At 75.8% G+C, this 19,386-nt stretch carries 18 protein-coding genes; 10 read left to right on the forward strand and 8 right to left on the reverse strand.

Annotated features, from left to right (window positions below):
- Positions 1 to 134: 134 nt before the first annotated feature.
- The gene (locus GA0070558_RS04105) at positions 135 to 1,175 is read right to left on the reverse strand and encodes a DUF4192 domain-containing protein (RefSeq protein WP_091275896.1); all 1,041 of its coding nucleotides are present in this window, start codon (positions 1,173 to 1,175) and stop codon (positions 135 to 137) included.
- 174 nt (positions 1,176 to 1,349) lie between these two features.
- Here GA0070558_RS04105 and GA0070558_RS04110 point away from each other — a divergent pair, with 174 nt between their 5' ends.
- The 5 genes from GA0070558_RS04110 to GA0070558_RS04130 all read left to right on the forward strand — a co-directional run bounded on the left by GA0070558_RS04110 (position 1,350) and on the right by GA0070558_RS04130 (position 8,153).
- The gene (locus GA0070558_RS04110) at positions 1,350 to 2,276 is read left to right on the forward strand and encodes a fructosamine kinase family protein (protein WP_091275899.1); all 927 of its coding nucleotides are present in this window, start codon (positions 1,350 to 1,352) and stop codon (positions 2,274 to 2,276) included.
- Positions 2,273 to 3,340, forward strand: a complete 1,068-nt coding sequence (gene moaA, locus GA0070558_RS04115; RefSeq protein ID WP_091275903.1) for a GTP 3',8-cyclase MoaA — start codon at positions 2,273 to 2,275, stop codon at positions 3,338 to 3,340. Before GA0070558_RS04110 ends, moaA begins: the two co-directional genes overlap by 4 nt.
- A gap of 3 nt (positions 3,341 to 3,343) precedes the next feature.
- Complete coding sequence (locus GA0070558_RS04120; protein ID WP_077935319.1) at positions 3,344 to 3,607, forward strand: MoaD/ThiS family protein; 264 nt, start codon at positions 3,344 to 3,346, stop codon at positions 3,605 to 3,607.
- A gap of 9 nt (positions 3,608 to 3,616) precedes the next feature.
- Positions 3,617 to 4,861, forward strand: coding sequence for a metallophosphoesterase (locus GA0070558_RS04125; protein WP_077935320.1), 1,245 nt, complete (start codon positions 3,617 to 3,619; stop codon positions 4,859 to 4,861).
- 103 nt (positions 4,862 to 4,964) lie between these two features.
- Positions 4,965 to 8,153, forward strand: a complete 3,189-nt coding sequence (locus GA0070558_RS04130) for a UvrD-helicase domain-containing protein (protein WP_091275906.1) — start codon at positions 4,965 to 4,967, stop codon at positions 8,151 to 8,153.
- A 75-nt stretch (positions 8,154 to 8,228) separates the two neighbouring features.
- Here GA0070558_RS04130 and GA0070558_RS04135 read toward each other — a convergent pair whose 3' ends face one another.
- Positions 8,229 to 8,948: a prepilin peptidase gene (locus GA0070558_RS04135; RefSeq protein WP_256091758.1), complete on the reverse strand. Its 720-nt coding sequence runs from the start codon at positions 8,946 to 8,948 to the stop codon at positions 8,229 to 8,231.
- Between the two features lie 10 nt (positions 8,949 to 8,958).
- Positions 8,959 to 9,519 (reverse strand): EamA family transporter, encoded by a 561-nt coding sequence (locus tag GA0070558_RS04140; protein ID WP_256091759.1) that lies wholly within the window; start codon positions 9,517 to 9,519, stop codon positions 8,959 to 8,961.
- A 1,039-nt stretch (positions 9,520 to 10,558) separates the two neighbouring features.
- On the opposite strand from GA0070558_RS04140, the gene GA0070558_RS04145 reads away from it, so the two are divergent.
- The 3 genes from GA0070558_RS04145 (at position 10,559) to GA0070558_RS04155 (ending at position 13,269) form a co-directional block, all read left to right on the forward strand.
- A complete protein-coding gene (locus GA0070558_RS04145) occupies positions 10,559 to 11,056 on the forward strand; it encodes an LppU/SCO3897 family protein (RefSeq protein ID WP_091276244.1) in 498 nt (165 codons plus the stop codon).
- A gap of 411 nt (positions 11,057 to 11,467) precedes the next feature.
- Positions 11,468 to 11,890, forward strand: coding sequence for an LppU/SCO3897 family protein (locus tag GA0070558_RS34935; protein ID WP_439709563.1), 423 nt, complete (start codon positions 11,468 to 11,470; stop codon positions 11,888 to 11,890).
- Positions 11,891 to 12,033: 143 nt separating this feature from the next.
- A complete protein-coding gene (locus GA0070558_RS04155) occupies positions 12,034 to 13,269 on the forward strand; it encodes an ATP-binding protein (RefSeq protein WP_091275909.1) in 1,236 nt (411 codons plus the stop codon).
- 15 nt (positions 13,270 to 13,284) lie between these two features.
- Here GA0070558_RS04155 and GA0070558_RS04160 read toward each other — a convergent pair whose 3' ends face one another.
- On the reverse strand, positions 13,285 to 13,830 hold the full coding sequence (locus GA0070558_RS04160) for a GNAT family N-acetyltransferase (RefSeq protein ID WP_043960943.1): 546 nt from the start codon (positions 13,828 to 13,830) through the stop codon (positions 13,285 to 13,287).
- Between the two features lie 226 nt (positions 13,831 to 14,056).
- Between GA0070558_RS04160 and GA0070558_RS04165 the strand changes: the two genes are divergently transcribed.
- Both GA0070558_RS04165 and GA0070558_RS04170 read left to right on the forward strand, forming a co-directional pair.
- Entirely contained in the window at positions 14,057 to 14,602 is a 546-nt protein-coding gene (locus GA0070558_RS04165) for a DoxX family protein (RefSeq protein ID WP_091275912.1), read from the forward strand.
- A gap of 215 nt (positions 14,603 to 14,817) precedes the next feature.
- On the forward strand, positions 14,818 to 16,263 hold the full coding sequence (locus tag GA0070558_RS04170; protein ID WP_091275914.1) for a glycosyltransferase 87 family protein: 1,446 nt from the start codon (positions 14,818 to 14,820) through the stop codon (positions 16,261 to 16,263).
- On the opposite strand, the gene GA0070558_RS04175 is transcribed toward GA0070558_RS04170, so the two are convergent.
- From GA0070558_RS04175 to moaC, 4 genes are all read right to left on the reverse strand, one after another.
- Positions 16,250 to 16,675: a molybdenum cofactor biosynthesis protein MoaE gene (locus tag GA0070558_RS04175; protein WP_091276250.1), complete on the reverse strand. Its 426-nt coding sequence runs from the start codon at positions 16,673 to 16,675 to the stop codon at positions 16,250 to 16,252. The genes GA0070558_RS04170 and GA0070558_RS04175 overlap by 14 nt on opposite strands.
- A 20-nt stretch (positions 16,676 to 16,695) precedes the next feature.
- Positions 16,696 to 17,958 carry a molybdopterin molybdotransferase MoeA gene (locus GA0070558_RS04180; RefSeq protein ID WP_091275917.1) on the reverse strand — a complete coding sequence of 421 codons (1,263 nt, stop codon included), beginning with the start codon at positions 17,956 to 17,958 and terminating at the stop codon, positions 16,696 to 16,698.
- Between the two features lie 68 nt (positions 17,959 to 18,026).
- Entirely contained in the window at positions 18,027 to 18,497 is a 471-nt protein-coding gene (locus GA0070558_RS04185; RefSeq protein WP_043963628.1) for a MogA/MoaB family molybdenum cofactor biosynthesis protein, read from the reverse strand.
- Positions 18,494 to 18,985, reverse strand: a complete 492-nt coding sequence (gene moaC / locus GA0070558_RS04190) for a cyclic pyranopterin monophosphate synthase MoaC (RefSeq protein WP_043960949.1) — start codon at positions 18,983 to 18,985, stop codon at positions 18,494 to 18,496. Before moaC ends, GA0070558_RS04185 begins: the two co-directional genes overlap by 4 nt.
- Between the last annotated feature and the right edge of the window lie 401 nt (positions 18,986 to 19,386).

Consider the following 19,386-nt stretch of genomic DNA (forward strand, 5'->3'; position numbering starts at 1 on the left):
AGCGAGCCGGGGCTGGGCGGGGCCCGGCGAACCCCCACCCACACCCGCGACATGCACACGGAGCAGGCCAGCAAGAACCAACAGAGCCGACCAGACGACACGACGAGCGAGCCGACCAGCATCCGCCTGACGAATCAGGGATCACGGCGACGTCGACGGCGACGGAGCACCCCCGGGGGACGGTTCGCCGGCCAGCCGTCGAGCTGCGACGGCGGCACCCCGCGACGCAGCAGGTCGTCGAGGAGCAGGCCGAGCGAGTAGTTCGGATGCGCCTCCAGCACCCGTTCCAACGCCACCGCCGCCAGCGCCCCCTGCCCCGCCCGCCAGCAGGCGAAGGCGAGCAGGGAGCCCGGGGCGGCGATCAGGTCCCGCTCGGCGCGGCGCAGGACGTCCGTCCAGAGGGCGATGTCCCGGTCCCGCCCGTCGGTGCGTTCCCAGGCGTGGTCCCGGACGGGCAGGTGGGTCAGTAGCAGGGTCAGCCAGGCCACCTCGTCGTCGGTGAGCCGCTCGCCCCGGCGGCTCCCCCGCAGGGCACCACGGACGGCGTCGACGCCGGCCCGGCGCAGTGCCCGGCCGCCGAGCAGGTCGGCCTCGCCGGCTGCGGTGATCAGGGCGTCCAGCTTGCGTTCGGCGCGGTCGACCGCGTGGCGCATCGCCACCCGTGCCGGACCGCCGAAGGGGGCCACCTGCGCGGTCAGGGCCGCCCGGTCGGGCAGCGCCACCTGGCCGGCGAAGACGGCCGCCGCGCTGACCTCGCTGGTGCCGGTGTCGTACGGGGTGCCGTCGGGCGGGCAGCAGGCCGGATCGTCGCACAGGTACGACCAGTAGCGGCCGCCGGTGACCCGCAGCGCGTCGAGCACGGCCAGCCCTGCCGCGGTCAGCGAGTCGCGTACGGCGTCGACGGCGGGGGTGACCCCCGAGGCGTCGCCGTAGCCGAGCACGGTGGCGGACTCGGCCCCCTGCCGGGCGATCACGCCGGCCAGGTGGACGGCCGGGTCCAGCGGGTCGTCGCCGGGGCCGGGCAGGTCGGCCCGGGCGGCGAAGACGATCCGCCGGCCCTGCAGGGCGACCACCACCACGCTGTCGGCGGGGTGGAAGCCGAGCAGGTAGGGCACGGCGGCGATGAGGTCGGCGGGGGAGCGGACGGTGAGCCGGGCGGGATCGGTGCGGGTCATGCAGGCAGCGTGGGCCGGGCGGGATCCCCTCCGGGGGGCCTGTGGACGACACGCCGAGTTGTCCACACTACTCACAGTATTCGAGCAGTTCAGGGCGGTGTGCCAGCGGTGTCTCGACGGCGCGGAGGAGAGGCAGGCCGCACGGCGGGACGGGGCAGCGGCTACCTTGCGCACATGGACCTGGCGTACCTGCGGGCGCATCCGGAGCACCTCCCGACGTTCCTCACCCACCAGCGGATCCGGGAGACCCCGGTGGCCGGCGGGGACGTCTGCGCGGCGTCCCGGTTGACCCTGGACGACGGGCACTCGGTCTTCGCGAAGACGTGGCCCGCGGAGCGGGCGGGGCGGGCGGGGCGGCCGGCGCCGGAGGGCTTCTTCGCGGCCGAGGCGGCGGGGCTGCGCTGGCTGCGGGAGGCCGGCGCGGTGGCCGTACCGGAGGTGGTGGTGGCGCTGCCGGAGCTGCTGGCGCTCGACTGGGTGGAGCCCGGCGAGCCGACGCCGGAGGCGGCCGAGCGGTTCGGCCGCGAGCTGGCCGCGCTGCACCGCGCCGGGGCCCCCGCGTTCGGCGCGGAGTGGGCCGGCTTCGTCGGCGCGCTCCCCCAGGACAACACGCCCGACGACGGCCCCTGGCCGGCGTGGTTCGCCCGTCGGCGGCTGCTGCCGTACCTGCGGATGTCGGTCGACTCCGGCGCGCTCACCGCCGCCGAGACCGCCCTGGTCGAGCAGGTCGTCGAGCGGGTCGGCGAGTTGGGCGGCGACGAGCCGCCGGCCCGGGTGCACGGCGACCTGTGGCCGGGCAACGTGCTCTGGGGGGCCGACGAACGGGCGTGGCTGGTCGACCCGGCCGCGCACGGCGGCCACCGGGAGACCGACCTGGCCCAGTTGGCGCTCTTCGGCGGCCCGCCGCACCACGAGCGGATCATGGCGGCCTACCGGGAGGCGTGGCCGCTGGCCGACGGGTGGCGCGAGCGGGTGCCGCTGCACCAGTTGCACCTGCTGCTGGTGCACACCGCCCTGTTCGGCGCGGCGTACCGCGATGCGGTCGGTGCCGCCGCCCGGGACACCCTGCGCGGGGCGGGGCGCGCTACCGTCGAACGGTGACCGCCGCGCGAGGGACCGACGGCGTCCTCGTCGACCGGTACGGCCGCGTCGCCCGGGACCTGCGCGTCTCGCTGACCGACAAGTGCAATCTGCGCTGCACCTACTGCATGCCGGCCGAGGGGCTGCCCTGGCTGGCGGGGCCGCAGCTGCTGAGCGACGACGAGATCGTCCGGCTGGTGCGGGTGGCGGTGGAGCGGCTCGGGGTGACCGAGGTGCGGTTCACCGGCGGGGAGCCGCTGATCCGTCCCGGGGTGGTCGGCATCGTCGCGGCGGTGGCCGCGCTGGAGCCCCGGCCCCGGATCTCGCTGACCACGAACGGGCTCGGTCTCGACCGGCTGGCCCCGGCGCTGCGGGCCGCCGGCCTGGACCGGGTGAACGTGTCGCTGGACACCCTCGACGCCGCTCGGTTCGCCCGGCTGACCCGGCGCGACCGGCTCGCGGACGTCCTCGCCGGGCTGGCCGGGGCCGCCGCCGCCGGGCTCACCCCGGTCAAGATCAATAGTGTGCTGATGCGGGGCGTCAACGACGACGAGGCCCCCGCGCTGCTCCGCTTCGCCCTGGCCCACGGCTACGAGCTGCGGTTCATCGAACAGATGCCGTTGGACGCCCAGCACGGCTGGGACCGGGCCGCCATGGTCACCGCCGACGAGATCCTCGCCACCCTGCGCACCGGAGGCGACGCGAGCACCGAAGGCAACGCACGCTCCGGAGGCGATGCAGGCACCGGCTTCGACCTGACCCCCGACCCGGCCGAGCGGGGCGCGGCCCCCGCCGAGACCTGGCTGGTCGACGGCGGTCCCGCCCGGGTCGGGGTGATCGGCAGCGTCACTCGGCCGTTCTGCGGCGACTGCGACCGCACCCGGCTCACCGCCGACGGGCAGGTCCGGGCGTGCCTCTTCGCCACCGAGGAGTCCGACCTGCGCGGCGCGCTGCGGGCCGGGGCGGACGACGACGAGCTGGCCCGGCGGTGGCGGGCGGCGATGTGGGGCAAGCGGGCCGGGCACGGCATCGACGACCCGACGTTCCTCCAGCCGGCCCGGCCGATGTCCGCGATCGGCGGGTGACCGGTGCGCCACGACGTGCCCGACCAGCTCACCATCCGTTACTTCGCCGGTGCGCGGGCCGCCGCCGGCACGGCCGAGGAGACCGCATCCGCCGGCCGCAGCCTGGACGAACTCACGGACGAACTGACACGACGGCACGGCGAGCGCCTCGCCGCCGTGCTGAGGGTGGCGAGTTTCCTGGTCGACGGCGTGACCTGTCACGATCGCCGGACACCGCTGCCGGCAGGGGCGACGATCGACGTGCTGCCGCCGTTCGCGGGCGGCTGAGGAGGCTCGGTGTTGGCGGTTGTGGCTCTGGTGGGCTTCGTGCTGGTCGTGATCGGCCTCATCCACCTCTATCTGTGGAAGCGCCTGGTCGCGGACACCACCACGTCCCGGCGGCTGCGCCGGGCCGGCGTGATCGCGGCGGCGCTGCTCACGCTGCTCGTGCCCGCCACGATGGCCGGCACCCAGAACGGCCTGTACTGGCTGGCCTGGCCCGGGTACGTGTGGCTGGCCCTGATGTTCTACCTGCTGGTCGCGCTGGCCGTGCTGGAGGTGCCGATGCTGGTCGCCCGGCGGATGCTGCGCCGCCGGGCGGTCGCTGCCGAGCCGGCCGCCGCCGCGCCCGAGCCGGTGCTCGTCGGGGCGTCCGGTGCCGCCGAGCCGCCGGCCGCCGAGGCCGTCGACCAGCCCGACCACGACCCGTCCCGCCGGCTGCTGCTGGCCCGCAGCGCGGCGATCTTCGCGGGCCTCACGGCCGCGGGCACCGTCGGGTACGGGGTGCGCAACGCCCTCGGCCCGCCCCGGCTGGACCGGGTGCAGATCCCGCTGGCGAAGCTCCCGCGCGGCATGGACGGGCTGCGCATCGCCACCGTCTCCGACATCCACCTCGGCCCGCTGCGCGGCCGGGCGCACACCGAGCGCATCGTCGCGATGATCAACCGGCTGGACGCCGACCTCGTCGCGGTCGTGGGTGACCTGGTCGACGGGTCGGTCGCCGAGCTGGGCGAGGCGGCGGCCCCGCTGGGCGACCTGCGCTCCCGCTACGGCAGCTTCTTCGTCACCGGCAACCACGAGTACTACTCCGGCGTGGAGGAGTGGGTGCGGGAGGTGGACCGGATCGGCCTGCGGGTGCTCCAGAACGTCCGCCAGGAGATCCGCACCCCGGCCGGGGTGCTCGACCTCGCCGGGGTGAACGACGTCACCGCCGCCGGGACCGGGCTGGCCGCCCCCGCCGACTTCGCCGCCGCGCTCGGCGGCCGGGACCCGAGCCGCCCGGTGGTGCTGCTGGCCCACCAGCCGGTGGCGGCCGTCGAGGCCGCGAAGTTCGGCGTGGACCTGCAGCTGTCCGGGCACACCCACGGCGGCCAGATGGTGCCGTTCAACCTGGCCGTCCGGCTCCAGCAGCCGGTCGTGTCCGGCCTCGGCGAGGTCGACGGCACGAAGGTGTACGTCACCAACGGCGCCGGCTTCTGGGGGCCGCCGGTGCGGGTGGGGGCGAACCCGCAGATCACCCTTGTGGAGCTGCGCACCCCCTGAAGGGCTTAGCGCGCCCTCGCCCCGGTGTCCAGACAAGGATTGCTCAGGTCACGCGTACGCGTGGCGGCGGGCGGGCGTCGGGGCGGGCGTGACAGGATGCGGCGTGCTCCCGTTCAGCGCCGTACCCCCGGCCGGCCCCTCGCCGTTCGTCGCGGACCTGCACATCCACTCGAAGTACTCGCGCGCGTGCAGCCGCGACCTGACCACGCCGAACCTCGCCTGGTGGGCCCGACGCAAGGGCATCGGGGTGCTCGGCACCGGCGACTTCACCCACCCCGCCTGGTACGACCACCTGCGCCAGACGCTGCACCCGGCCGAGCCGGGCCTGTACCGCCTCTCCCCCGAGACGGAGCGGGACGTCGCCCGCCGGCTGCCGCCCCGGCTGGCCAGCGAGGCGGAGGCGGACCCGGTCCGGTTCATGCTCAGCGTGGAGATCTCCACGATCTACAAGCGGGACGACCGCACCCGCAAGGTGCACCACTTGGTCTACCTGCCCGACCTCGACGCGGTGGAGCGGTTCAACACCACCCTCGGCCGGATCGGCAACATCGCCTCCGACGGGCGGCCCATCCTCGGCCTCGACTCCCGGGACCTGCTGGAGATCACCCTGGAGGCCAGCCCGGACGGCTACCTCGTGCCGGCGCACATCTGGACGCCGTGGTTCTCGGCGCTGGGCTCGAAGTCCGGCTTCGACGCGATCGCCGACTGCTACGCCGACCTGGCCGGGCACGTCTTCGCGGTGGAGACCGGGCTGTCGTCGGACCCGGAGATGAACTGGCGGGTCGGCAGCCTCGACCGCTACCAGCTCGTGTCCAACTCGGACGCCCACTCGCCGCCCGCCCTGGCCCGCGAGGCGACGGTCTTCGCCACGGGCCGCGACTACTTCGCGATCCGCGAGGCGCTGCGCACCGGCGACGGGCTCGCCGGCACCATCGAGTTCTTCCCCGAGGAGGGCAAGTACCACGCCGACGGGCACCGGCTCTGCGGCGTCAACTGGTCGCCGGAGCGGACCCGGGCGGCCGGCGGTCGCTGCCCCGAGTGCGGCAAGCCGCTCACCGTCGGGGTGCTCAGCCGTGTCGAGGAGCTGGCCGACCGGCCCGAGGGGCACCGGCCGGCCCACGCCCGCGACGTCACCCACCTGGTGCCGCTGGCGGAGATCCTCGGCGAGCTGAACCACGTGGGCCCGAAGTCCAAGAAGGTCGAGGGGAAGCTCAACGACCTCGTCGCCGCGCTCGGCCCGGAGCTGGAGATCCTGACCCGCGCCCCGCTCGACGAGATCGGCCGGGTCGGCGGGGAGCTGCTCGCCGAGGGCATCGGCCGGCTGCGCCGGGGCGACGTGCGCCGGGTGCCCGGCTACGACGGCGAGTACGGGGTGATCACCCTCTTCGACCCGGCGGAGCTGGGTGGGAAGGGGACGGGGGCGCAGGCGGAGACGCTGTTCGACGTACCCGTGCCGGCGCAGCGACCGGCCGCGGAGCCGGCGGCGAAGGCGAAGCGGCCGGCCGCCGCGAAGGCCGAGCCGAAGCGGAAGCCCGCCCCGCCGGCCCCGCCGCCGCCGATCCCGCCGCAGCCCTCCCCGCACGAGCCGTTCGAGCCGATGCTCGCCGGCATGGAGGAGGTCGGCACCGGGCTGCTGGACCGGCTGGACGCGATGCAGCGGGTGGCCGCGTCCGCGCCGGGCGGGCCGCTGCTGATCGTCGCCGGCCCGGGCACCGGCAAGACCCGCACGCTGACGCACCGGATCGCCTACCTGTGCGCCGAGCTGAACGTGTTCCCGGAGCGCTGCCTCGCGATCACCTTCACCCGGCGGGCCGCCGAGGAGCTGCGGCACCGCCTCGACGGGCTGCTCGGGCCCGTCGCCGAGGACATCACCGTCGGCACGTTCCACTCGCTGGGCCTGACCATCCTGCGGGAGAACGCGGGCACGGCCGGGCTGCCGGCCGACTTCCGCATCGCCGACGACGCCGAGCGGACGGCGGCCAAGGCGGAGGCGGGGGAGGACCAGGCGGCCTACACCGCGCTGCTGCGCAAGCGGGACCTGGTCGACCTCGACGACCTGCTCACGCTGCCGGTGGAGCTGCTGCGCGCGGACCGGAAGCTGGTGCAGCGCTACCGGGACCGCTGGCAGTGGATCTTCGTGGACGAATACCAGGACGTCGACGCCGTCCAGTACGAGCTGCTGCGGCTGCTCAGCCCCGCCGACGGCAACCTGTGCGCGATCGGCGACCCCGACCAGGCGATCTACTCGTTCCGGGGCGCGGACGTCGGCTACTTCCTGCGCTTCTCGCAGGATTTCACCGACGCCCGGCTGGTGCGGCTCAACCGCAACTACCGCTCGTCCGCGCCGATCCTCGCCGCCGCCGTCCAGGCCATCGCGCCGTCGTCGCTGGTCCGGGGCCGTCGGCTCGACCCGGCCCGGCTCGACCCCGAGGCCCCGCTGGTCGGCCGGTACGCCGCCGCGTCCGTCGCCGACGAGGCCGACTTCGTCGTACGCACCGTCGACGACCTCGTCGGCGGCCTGTCCCACCGGTCGCTGGACTCGGGGCGCATCGACGGCCGGTCCACCTCGCTGTCCTTCTCCGACATCGCCGTGCTGTACCGCACCGACGCGCAGGCCGCCCCCATCGTGGACGCCCTGGCCCGCGCCAACGTGCCCGTGCAGAAGCGCTCGCACGACCGGCTGCGCGACCGGCCCGGGGTGGCCGCGATCGCCCGGGAGCTGCGGCACGCCGACGGCTCCGGTGGCCTGCCCGCCCGGCTGCGCCTCGCCGCGCAGGTGGTCGCCGACCGGTTCGCCGCACCCACCCTCGACGGCTCCGGCGTGGTACGCCCCGAGGAGGTCCGCGCCGCCGTCGACCTGCTCACCCCGCTGGCCCGCCGCTGCGGCGACGACCTGGAGCTGTTCCTGTCCCAGCTCGCCACCGGCGCGGAGGTCGACGCCCTCGACCCGCGCGCCGAGGCGGTCACCCTGCTCACCCTGCACGCCGCGAAGGGGCTGGAGTTCCCCGTCGTGTTCCTCGTCGGCTGCGAGGACGGGCTGCTCCCGCTGCGCTGGCCCGGCTCGACGCCCGACGAGGACGCGATCGCCGAGGAACGGCGGCTGTTCTTCGTCGGCCTCACCCGCGCCCAGGACCGGCTCTACGTCAGCCACGCGGCCCGGCGTACGCGGCACGGGGCGGAGCGGGACTGCCGGCCGACGCCGTTCCTCGACGTGATCGACCCGGGGCTGTTCGAGCGCCTGGGCGAGGCGGAGCCCCGCCGCCCGAAGGACCGCCAGCTCCGCCTGCTGTGAAAGGAAGGGCCCCTTATTAACGCCTGAGGTAGAGAAGGGTCCCCTTCTCACGGCACGGGGGCGGGGCGGAGCGGGTCAGGCGGTGAGGGCCGCCAGCCAGGCACCGGCGAGCAGGGCCGGCCCGAGCGGCAGCAGCGTGTCCCGGTGGGCCCGGCGGGCGGCCAGCAGGCCGAGCACGGCCAGCCCGTGCAGCACGTGCGGCAGGGCCAGCCCGGTCAGCAGCGCCGGCCAGCCCAGCCAGCCGAGCGGCAGCCCCAGCACGGCGGCCAGCTTCACGTCGCCGAAGCCGAGCCGCGAGCCGGGCAGGAGGGCGAGCAGCGCGTACCCGAGGAACGACAGCCCCGCCCCGGCCAGCGGCGCGAGCAGCCGGCCGGGCCGGCCGTCGACCGCCGCCGCCGCGACGAGTCCGGCCGCCGCGCCGAGCGCCGCCAGGCCGACCAGCGGGTCCGGCAGCCGCAGGCAGGCCAGGTCGACCGCCGCGAGCACCAGACCGACCGCCGCCACCGCGAGGAACGCCGGCAGCGCCGGGCCGACGCCGGGCGTGACGGCCAGCCCGCCGAACACCACGGCGGCCACCGCCGCCCAGGCCACCGCCCTCCCCCGGGCCGCCCCGCGCCGGCCCGCAGCGGGTCGACCAGCACCGACCCGGGCAGGACCGGGCCGGGGTACGCCGGTGAAGCGCCCCGCCAGCCACGGCACGAACGCCCCGGTGACCGCTCCGGTCAGGGCGAGAGCGAGGACTCCGACGGTCGGCCGGCTGGTCAGGGCGAGAACGAGCACGCCGGTGGTGGGCACCGGCCGGACGCTACCGCCGGGCGGGTCGGGTCGCCGTCCCGGTGCGCCGTCCGGGGCGTTCCGTGCTGACCACCAGCGCGACCCCGGCGACGATCACCGCGCCGCCGAGCAGCACCTGGGCGGTGATCGGCTCCGCGACCAGCAGCGCGCCGAGCGCGACCGCGACGACCGGGTTCACGTACGCGTAGGTGGACACCAGCGAGATCGGCGCGTGGTGCAGCAGCCAGACGTACGCGGTGAAGGCGACCAGCGAGCCGGCGACCATCAGGTACGCGAGGGCCAGCCAGGACCGGCCGGTGACCTGCCCGAGGTCGAGGTCCCGCAGTTCGCCCCGGGCGGCGGCGAGCACGGTCAGCGCCACGGCACCGGCGACCATCTCGTAGACGGTGGCGACGAACGGATCCGTGGGCATCCGCAGCCGCCCGGCCAGGTAGGACCCGACCGACCAGCAGGTGGCCGCCGCGACCACGGTCAGCGCGCCGGCCAGCGGTGCCGCGCCCGACCCGCCGGTCGGCAGCACGAGCAGGACCAGGCCGAGGAAGCCCAGCGTCACCCCGGCGAAGGTCCACACCCGGGGCCGGTCGCCGCCGAGCGTGCGGAGCAGGACGACCAGCAGCGGAACCGTGGCGACGAGCAGCGCCGAACCGGAGGCCGGCCGACGCGAGGGCCGGCAGCGACTCCACCGCGACCCGGATGGCCAGGTAGGTGGAGCCCCAGAGGACGTAGACGACGGCCAGCGCCGCCCAGATCAGCGCCGGTCGGGCCGACGGCGCGGCGGCTGCGCCGGTCGGCTCCGGCACGTTCGGTAGGGGTGGCGTAACCCGCCGGGGTGGTGATGTCATCGGTTCGCCACGCTACGGTGACCACGGCGTCGGCGTCCCTGGTTGGTGGCCGGCCTCACCGCTCGGGGTAGGAGGGTGTGCATGTCGAACTACGGACCACCGGGTGAGGGTCCCGCCGGGGCGTGGCCCGGGCGCCGGCCCGACGACGGGTACGGCACGCCGGCCGAGCCGTGGGCGGACGAAGCCTGGGGGGATCCGGATCCGGCGGATCCATCCCGCCGCCCGGGCGCGCCGGAGCCGGGGTACCCGGCGCAGGGCGGCTACCGTCCCGGGCCGGCCCCCCACCCGCAGGGCGGCCACCGGCCCGAGCCAGCCCCCTACCCGCAGGGCGGCCACCGGCCCGAGCCGGGCCCGCACCCCGGCCGTCCACCCGAGCCGGGCCCGTATCCGGGCTATCGGCCCGAGCCGGGCCCGTATCCGACGTATGCCGGGCAGCCGCCCGAGCCGGGTCCCGCCGGGCGGTACGGTCCCCCGCAGCCCGGGCCCCACCCGGCTGACCGGGCACCGTGGCCGGGTGACCCCGGCCGGTCCGCGGCCGGTGCCCGGGAACCGCAGCCGGGCCCGTGGGGCGGGCCGGGTCCCCACGATCCGGGGCACACCGACGCCTACCGGCCGGCCGGGGTCGGCCCGGCGCACCCCGGGGACCGGTACGCCGACGACCGGCAGGCCCCCGCGCCGTACCCGAGGACGGGCGGAGCGCCGCCGTACCCGGGGGAGCCTGCGCCCCCGTACCCCGCCGGGGGTGCGCCCTCGTATCCCGGGCGGCCCCTGCCGCCGTACCCCGGGGAGGCGGGGCCGCCGGCGGACCGCAAGCGCGGACGCGGTCCGCTGACCGCCGTGCTGGCCACCCTGGTCGTGCTCGCGCTCGTCGGCGGCGCGGCCGTGTGGTATCTGCTGCGGCAGGACGACGATCCGCCGCCCGCGGCGGGCCCCGCCGCGCCCAGCGCCGCTCCGACGGCGGAGGACACCCCGGCGGCGCCGACGACCGCGCCCACCGCCCCGGCACCCGAGTCGTCGGCGGATCCCCGGTTCGTGAAGGTGGGGCAGTGCGTCCGCAACGAGGGGCCGGCGGGCGGCAAGCCCAAGCTGCTGATCAGCCCGTGCGGCCCGAAGACGTACGAGGTGCTGCGCCGGTTCGACGGGCAGACCAGCGGGGAGAAGGACGCCGAGGCGAAGTGCGCCAAGGTGACCGGCTACACCAACTGGTACTTCTTCGACAGCCAGCTGGACACCCTGGACTTCGTGCTCTGCCTGAAGCTCCGCTGATCCGCGCCGAAGCCGCGCTGACGCCGCTCATCCGGTGCCACGCCCTCCGTCCGCCACACCCCTGGGGGAGAGATGTCATCCTTCGGACCACCCGGCTCCGGCGCACCCGACGACCCGTACGCCAGGCCGCCCGCCGGCCCTCCGGTCGACCCGGCCCCGCCGCAGTGGGGGCCGGCACCCGCCGGTGACCAGCCGGGGTACCCGCCGGGCCAGCCGGGCTACCCGCCGGAGCAGCCGGGGTATCCGCCGCCCGGCCCGTTCCCGCCCGGCGGCCAGCCGGGTGGGTACCCGCCCCCTGGCCCCTTCCCGCCGGTCAACCAGCCGGGGCCGGCCGGGCCGTGGGGCCCGCCCCCGCCCCCGGGGTACGGGCCACCGCCCGTCGTCCCGCCCGCGCCGCGCCGGGGCGGCCGGATCGCCCTGATCATCGCCCTGGTGGTCGTGCTGCTGCTCTGCCCCTGCCTCGCCCTGGCCGGGTGGGGGATCTGGCAGGCGGCCGACGACGACGGCGGCTCCGCCGCGCCGACGGTGCCGACGGGCGAGCCGAGCGATGTCCCGACGGCCGCACCGACCACGGCCGAGCCGAGCCCGACCGAGGACGACGACCGGGACTTCGCGAGGGGCGACTGCGTGGTCAACGACGGCACGGACGCCAACGCCGACCTGCGGAAGGTCCCGTGCGGACCGGACACGTACGAGGTCCTGCTGCGCATCCCCGGCACCACGGACGGCGACCGGTGCAAGACGGCGTCGCCGGACGCGACCGCCAACTTCGTCAGCGACAACCCGGTCAACGCCCTCGACTACGTGCTCTGCCTGAAGAAGCGCACCCGCTGAGAGCGGGCCCGCTACCCGAAACTAGGGCTGTCTAGCGTGGACGCTAGACAGCCCTAGTTTTGCCTCGACGGCCGACGACACGCCGGTAGGGTCCTCTACGGATGTCTAGCCCCGCAGCTAGACGGCCCGATACTGTGCAATTCGTGGATCCGGTCCGCAACCCGTACGCCCCGGGCGCCGGCCAGCGCCCGCCCGAGCTCGCGGGGCGGGGGCGGGAGCTGGACGTCTTCGACGTCGTGCTGGAGCGCATCGCGCGGGGCCGCCCCGAACGCAGCCTGATGCTCACCGGCCTGCGCGGCGTGGGAAAGACCGTCCTGCTCAACACCCTGCGCTCGCAGGCGATCACCCGCCTCTGGGGCACCGGCAAGATCGAGGCGCGACCCGACCAGTCGCTGCGCCGCCCGGTCGCCGCCGCGCTGCACATGGCGGTGCGGGAGCTGGCCCCCCGGCACCGCGCCCCGGACCGGATCGACGCGTTCCTCGGGGTGCTCAAGGCGTTCGCCCAGCGGTCCGCGCCGACCGGCCGGGCGGGCACGGCACCGAAGCTGCGCGACCGGTGGCAGCCGGGCATCGACGTGCCGGCCGCGACCGGCCGGGCCGACTCGGGCGACATCGAGATCGACCTGGTGGAGCTGCTCAGCGACGCCGCGGCGGTGGCCGCCGACGTCGGCACCGGCATCGCCGTCTTCATCGACGAGATGCAGGATCTCGGCCCCGAGGACGTCTCGGCGCTCTGCGCCGCCTGCCACGAGCTGTCGCAGCTCGGCGCGCCGCTGATCGTGGTGGGCGCGGGCCTGCCGCACCTGCCGGCCGTGCTCAGCGCCGCCAAGTCGTACTCGGAGCGGCTGTTCCGCTACCAGCGCATCGACCGGCTCGACCGGATCGCCGCCGACCAGGCGCTCTGCGCGCCGGCCGAGCGCGAGGAGGTCGAGTACGAGCCGAAGGCCCTCGACCTGCTCTACGAGAAGTCGGGCGGCTACCCGTACTTCGTCCAGGCGTACGGCAAGGCCACCTGGGACCACGCGCCGCGGTCCCCGATCACCGACGCGGACGTGCGGGTGGCCGCCCCCGAGGCGGAGGCCGAGCTGGCGGTGGGCTTCTTCGGCTCCCGGTTCGAGCGGGCCACGCCGGCCGAGCGCGAGTACATGCGCGCCATGGCCACCCTGTCCCTGGTGGAGGGGGACGCGGGCGGCCGGGACGACATGGACGCGGCCGTGCCGACCGCCGAGATCGCCCGCGCGCTCGGGCGCAAGCCGGCGAGCCTCTCCCCGGCGCGGGACGCGCTGATCAAGAAGGGGCTGATCTACTCCGGGGAACGCGGCACGGTCGCGTTCACCGTCCCGCACTTCGGCCGCTACCTGCGCACCCAGCCGGCCTGAGCACGCGCCGGGTGGTCAGACCTTCGACCAGGGCGGCGGGAACAGCACCTCGCCCCGGGGCACGGGGCCGTCCCCGCTGGTGCTGGCGGGCAGGACCAGCGCCTGCCACGGCTCGCCCAGGCCGGACCACGGGCTGGTCAGCCCCATCCGGTCGGCGCGGGTGAAGCCGAACCGCCGGTAGTAGCCCGGGTCACCGAGCACCACCACGAGTCGCTCGCCGAGCTCGGTGGCGGCGTCCAGGGCGGCCTGCACGACGGCCGTGCCGTGCCCGACCCGCTGCCGGTGGGGGGCGACCGCCACCGGGCCGAGGGCCAGCGCCGGGGCGCTCCCGCCGTCGTCGCGGACGTGGACCCGGGTGAGCAGGGCATAGCCGACCACCTCGCCGCCGTACTCGGCGACCATGGCCAGCTCGGGGATCCAGGCGTCGGTGCCGCGCAGGTCCTCGACCAGCCCCACCTCGGGCGGGGTCGACACGTCCGGGCGGGCGAACGCGGCGGTCAGCACCCGCCGGACGGGGCCGGTGTCCGCCGGGCCCTCGGGCCGCAGCCGCAGAGTCGTCACCCGGGCGAGGTTACCCGCCGGGCCGGTTCCACCACCGACGGTCGCCCCGATCGGCGTGGCGCTGCCCGCCGCGACGGGCCCGCATCGGCGTGGCGTTCCCTTGCGCGACGGGCCTCGATCGACGCGCCGACCCGCGGGCCACGGGCCCGGCGGCGACGTCCACGTTCACCGATCGGATCGGGCCGTTGCAGGGGTAGCGGTGCCCGCGACGGGGTATGACTGACCCATGACACCCGTGCGTTCCCTCGCCCGCGTCATGTTGAGCGGCATCTTCGTGGTCAGCGGCGCCCGCAACTTTCAGCATCCGGGGCGGCTGGTGCCGGCGGCGAAGCCGGTCACCGACCGGGTGACCCCGCTGCTCCAGCAGGTCTCCCCGCGCATCCCCACCGACACCGAGACGTTGATCCGCGCCAACGCTGCCACCCAGCTCGTCGGCGGGCTGATGCTGGCCACCGGGAAGTTCACCCGCCCGGCCGCGCTGCTGCTCGCCGGCACGCTGATCCCGACGACGGCCGCCGGCCATCCCTTCTGGAACAGCACCGACCCGGCCGAACGCATGCAGAACCAGGTCCACTTCCTGAAGAATCTCGGGCTCTTCGGCGGGCTGCTGCTGGCCGCCGCCGACACCGAGGGCAAGCCGGGCCTGCGGTGGCGCGCCGGTCACCGGTTCGGCCACTCGCGACGGTCGGTGGCCCGGGCCGTCCGGACGGCCCGCCGCGAGGCCCGGATCGCCGTACGCTCGGCCGCCACCGCCCGTCGACTGCCGGGCTGACCTGCGGCGCGACCCCTCCCGGCGTTGGCCCGCCCCCACCAACGCCACGAATTACCTGAACCGCCCGGTAGGCGTTAACGCGGTGGAAATGTAAAAAACCAGTGTGGGATCGGACACGGTCGCATAACGCGGGAGGCATCAACGTGAGGCGCCGTTCTAGGCTCCGTGCTGGACCTGGACGGGCAGGACGACCTTGGTATGGGGGTGGCCACGACGTGCCGGCGACCGTCGGACGACGGATGGACCGCCTCGCTCCGGTCCGTCGCGCGACCCGTGGGGTGGACCGCAGGACGGCGGTGCGCGCCGGTGTGATCGCCACCGTCGCGTACGCGGCGTGGCTCGCGATCGGCGCCTTCGGGCGGCCGTACAACTTCTTCGACATGAAGATCTACCACGGCGCGGTGGTGTGGTGGGCGAACGGCAACGAGCTGTACGAGTTCATCGCCCCCTCCACCACGCTCGGCTTCACCTACCCCCCGTTCGGCGCGCTGGTGATGCTGCCCATGGCGCTGGTGCCCGTGGACGTCGCCGGTTGGCTGAACGCCGTGGCCAGCATCGGCGCGCTGGCCCTCGTCCTGGCCGGTCTGCTGCGGCCGATCGTCGACCGGCTGGGCTGGCCGTTGTGGTACACGGTGGGCATCGCGACGCCGATGGCGATCGCCATCGAGCCGGGGCGCGAGACCCTCGGCTACGGGCAGGTCAACCTGCTGCTGTTCGCCCTGATCATGGCCGACCTGATCGGGCTGCGCTGGCGGGCCCGGCGGGGCACCCGGTTCGACGACGCGGCCGGGCCGCTGCGGCGGTTCGTGTTCAGCGGGGCGTGGGCCGGGGTCGGCATCGGCCTGGCCACCGCCGTCAAGCTGACCCCGGCGCTCTTCGTCGCGTACCTCGTGATCACCCGGCAGTGGCGGGCGGCGGCCACGGCGGTCGGCACCACGATCGGGGTGACCCTCGCCGGCTTCGCGCTGGTCGGCACCGAGTCGCGGGCCTACTTCGGCGGCGTGCTCTGGCAGACCGAGCGGGTCGGCGCGGCCGACATGACCCCGAACCAGTCCCTCGCCGGCCTGCTGGCCCGGCTCTACGACTCGATCGAGACCCCGGGGCTGCTCTGGCTGTCGTTCTCGGTGCTGGTGCTCGCGCTCGGGCTGTCCCGGGCCGTCAGCGCGCGCGCCGACGGCGACGAGCTGACCGCGTTCACCCTGGTCGGGCTCACCGCGAACGTGGTCAGCCCGATCTCCTGGTCGCACCACCTGGTCTGGGTCATCCCGGCGGTCATCGTCCTGGCCGACGCCGCGCTGCGCCGCCGCGAGGCGAGCCGGGGCGTGGCGCAGCGGCCCGGCCAGGCGTCGTCCTACGGCGGGCTGCCCGGGGTCAACGGGCTGCGCCCGCCGATCTGGTATCCGACGCTGACCGGCCTACGCCACGGCGTGGCGGCGGTGGGGCTCTACCTGCTGTTCCTGATCTCGCCCATCTGGCCGTACGAGCACCAGCTCCCCGAGGTGTCGCACTACCAGGACGGCCTGTTCGGCGCGCTGATGGAGAACTCGCTGGCCGTGGCGCTGATCGTGCTGGTCGCCGCGCTGCCGTGGCGGCCGGGCGCCGAGCCGGCCTTCTACGCCGACCGGTTCGGCCGCGCCGCGAGCGCCGTCAGGGGCAGTTGACCCACTCCTCGGTGCCGTCGGCGAACACCTGCCGCTTCCAGATCGGCAGCCGCGCCTTGACCTCGTCGACGAGCCGGGCGCAGGCGGCGAACGCGGCGGCCCGGTGCGCGGTGCTCACCGCCGCCACCAGGGCCGCGTCGCCGATGACGAGCGGGCCGACGCGGTGCGACACGGCGACCGCGTAGACGTCGGGGTCGGCGGCGATCTCGGCGGCGACCTCCCGGAGCACGGCGGCGGCGCTCGGGTGCCCCTCGTACTCCAGGCTGAGCACCGCGCGACCGTGGTCGTGGTCGCGGACCACGCCCTGGAACGACACCACCGCCCCGGCCCGCCGGTCGGCGACCGCCGCCTCGTGCGCCGCCAGGTCCAGCGGCTCGGTGGTGACCGTGCCGAAGACGGTCGGCTCCTCGATCGTCACCGGGTGCACCCTTCTCACGGACACGACCGCTCCCCGGGCAGCAGCGGCAGCGGCACGACCGGCACCCGCGCGCCCGGCTCGCCGGTGCTGCCGGGGCGGATGACCGCGAAGCCGTCCGCGCCGGCCAGCCCGCGCAGCATGGCCGACCCGACGTGCCGGACCGGGTGGGCGGTGCCGGCGACCCGGTCCAGCCGGACCAGGGCCAGGTGGGTGTAGTCGCCCCGCCCCGGCACGGCCTCGGCCAGCGTGGCGTGCGGCAGCACCGGCATCGGCCGGCCCTGCAGGCCCGCCAGCAGCGGCGCGACCAGCGAGACGAGCGCGACGATCGCGGACTGCGGGTTGCCGGGCAGGCCGGCGACGAAGCGGACTCGGCCGTCCGGGTCGACCAGCCGGGCCAGCAGCATGGGGAACCCGGGGCGGACCGCGACCGTGTTGACCACGTAGTCCGCGCCGAGCGCCTCCAGGGTGGGGTGCAGGTGGTCGACCGGGCCGTGCATCGTGCCGCCGGTGGTGCAGACCAGGTCGGCGGTGGCCAGCGCCGCGCGCAGGGCCGCCACGTGCGCCGGCAGCGTGTCGGCCACCGGGCCGACGACGTCGGCCGGGCGCACCTGGCAGCCGTACCGGCGCAGCCACGCCGGCACGGCCGGCCCGAGGGCGTCCCGCACCCGGCCGGCGGCCGGCGGCCCCGACGTCAACAGCTCGTCGCCGAAGACCAGCAGCGCGGCGCGGGGCGACCGGCGCACCCGCAGCGTGTCGTAGCCGCAGGAGGCGGCCAGGCCGATCACCGCCGGGTCGACCGGGGTGCCCGCCGGGAGCAGCTCCTCACCGGCGCGTGCCTCCTCGCCGGGCTCACGCCACTCGGGGCTCGGCCGGGGGGTGCCGGCGACCCGGCCGTCGGCGGTGCGGGTGGACTCCTCGACCCGCAGGATCGCGGTGACCCCCTCGGGCACCATCGCGCCGGTGGCGATCTCGACGGTGGTGCCGTCGTCGGTCAACGGGGCCGGGCTGCCACCGGCCAGCACCCGGCCGACGACCCGCCACGGACCGTCCCCGCGCACCGCCCAGCCGTCCACGCTGGAGGTGGGGAAGGCGGGCAGGTCGGTGCGGGTGGTCAGCGGCTCGGCGAGGGTGTGCCCGTCGGTGTCGGCGAGCGGCCGGCCGACGGCGGGCAGCGCGGCGGCGCGGCCGACGGCGTACACCCGGGAGCGGGCCTCCTCCCAGCCGGCCGGCGGCGGTACGGCGACCTGTTCCGCGGCGGACGCGGTTTCCGTGCTCACCGGCCGAGCCTATCGTCGGCCGGCGGGACCCACCCGGCCAGTGGCGGGCCGTCCCGGGTGCCGGTCGCTCAGTGGTCGCCGCCGCGGAGCTGGTCGACGGCGTGGGTGAGGATCGGGCCGAGGACGGCGAGCCCGTCGCGGGCACCGCCGGTGGAGCCGGGCAGGTTGACGACCAGCATCCGGCCGACGACCCCGGCGACGCCCCGGGACAGCGCCGCCGTCGGCACCCGGTCCCGGCTGTGCGCCCGGATCGCCTCGGCGATGCCGGGGATCTCGTGGTCGAGCAGCGCGCGGGTCACGTCGGGGGTGCGGTCGGTCGGGGTGATGCCGGTGCCGCCGCTGGTCAGCACCACGTCGACCCCGTCGGCCAGGGCGGCCCGCAGCGCCGCGCCGACCGGCTCGCCGTCGGGCACCACCACCGGGTCGTCGACCTGGCAGCCCAGCTCGCGCAGGCCGGCGACGAGCAGCGGGCCGCTGGTGTCGGCGTAGACCCCGGCCGAGGCGCGGTTGGAGGCGACCACCACCCGGGCGCGGATCACGGCCGGTCCGCCGGCCGCTGCCACAGGCCCGTCTTGCCGCCCTCCTTGCGGAGCACCCGCACCGCGTCGACCGACGCCGCCGGGTCGACCGCCTTGACCATGTCGACCAGGGCGAGGCCGGCGACCGCCACGGCGGTCAGCGCCTCCATCTCCACGCCCGTGCGGTCGGCGGTCCGCGCCGTGGCGGTGATCTCGACGGTGTCGTCGGTCAGCGCCAGGTCGACCGTCACGCCGTGCAGCGCGATCGGGTGGCAGAGCGGGATCAGGTCCGGGGTCCGCTTGGCCCCCATGATGCCGGCGAGCCGACCGACGGCGAGCGCGTCGCCCTTGGGCAGCCCGTCGCGGCGCAGCAGGTCGACCACCTCGGCGGTGGTCCGCAGCCGGCCGGCGGCCACCGCGAGCCGGCCGGAGACCGCCTTGGCGGAGACGTCGACCATGCGAGCCGCGCCCGCCGCGTCGACATGGGTGAGCTGGGCGGGATCCGTCACGGTCGCGAGCCTATCCTCCGGTACGCCCGGCCCCGGTTCCCGCCTTCCCCGGCGCGGGGCGGTCCCGTGGACGGGCGTCCGGGCGGACAAAGGAATTGCATCGACGAGACGGCGTTTCCCCGCCGGGGGCATTCGGCGCGACTGCCGGGAGTCGGTCCGTCCCGGTGCGTCACGCTGCGACGGGAGACACCGCCACTTCCGGGGCGAGCGGGAAAGAAACACCCGAAGCGCGGATGAGCCGAGAGGCGGACCTCGCCAGACTGGGTACGGGGACGAGCCGTACTCTTTGCCGACCACGTAGCCGCGCGACACAGAAACGACAAGCGCGACGCAATTCCCTGTAGAGCGCTCCGCACAGGTTCCGTAAACACACCGTGACAAATCATCCCCGGGTTGGCTTA

This window comes from Micromonospora haikouensis, from assembly GCF_900091595.1.
Lineage (GTDB): Bacteria > Actinomycetota > Actinomycetes > Mycobacteriales > Micromonosporaceae > Micromonospora > Micromonospora haikouensis.

What these genes read in the sequence shown, in the direction of transcription:
- GA0070558_RS04105 (WP_091275896.1), bottom strand. Translation starts at nt 1,175, where the DNA reads ATGACCCGCACCGATCCCGCCCGGCTCACCGTCCGCTCCCCCGCCGAC.
- GA0070558_RS04110 (WP_091275899.1), top strand. Translation starts at nt 1,350, where the DNA reads ATGGACCTGGCGTACCTGCGGGCGCATCCGGAGCACCTCCCGACGTTC.
- GA0070558_RS04165 (WP_091275912.1), top strand. Translation starts at nt 14,057, where the DNA reads ATGACACCCGTGCGTTCCCTCGCCCGCGTCATGTTGAGCGGCATCTTC.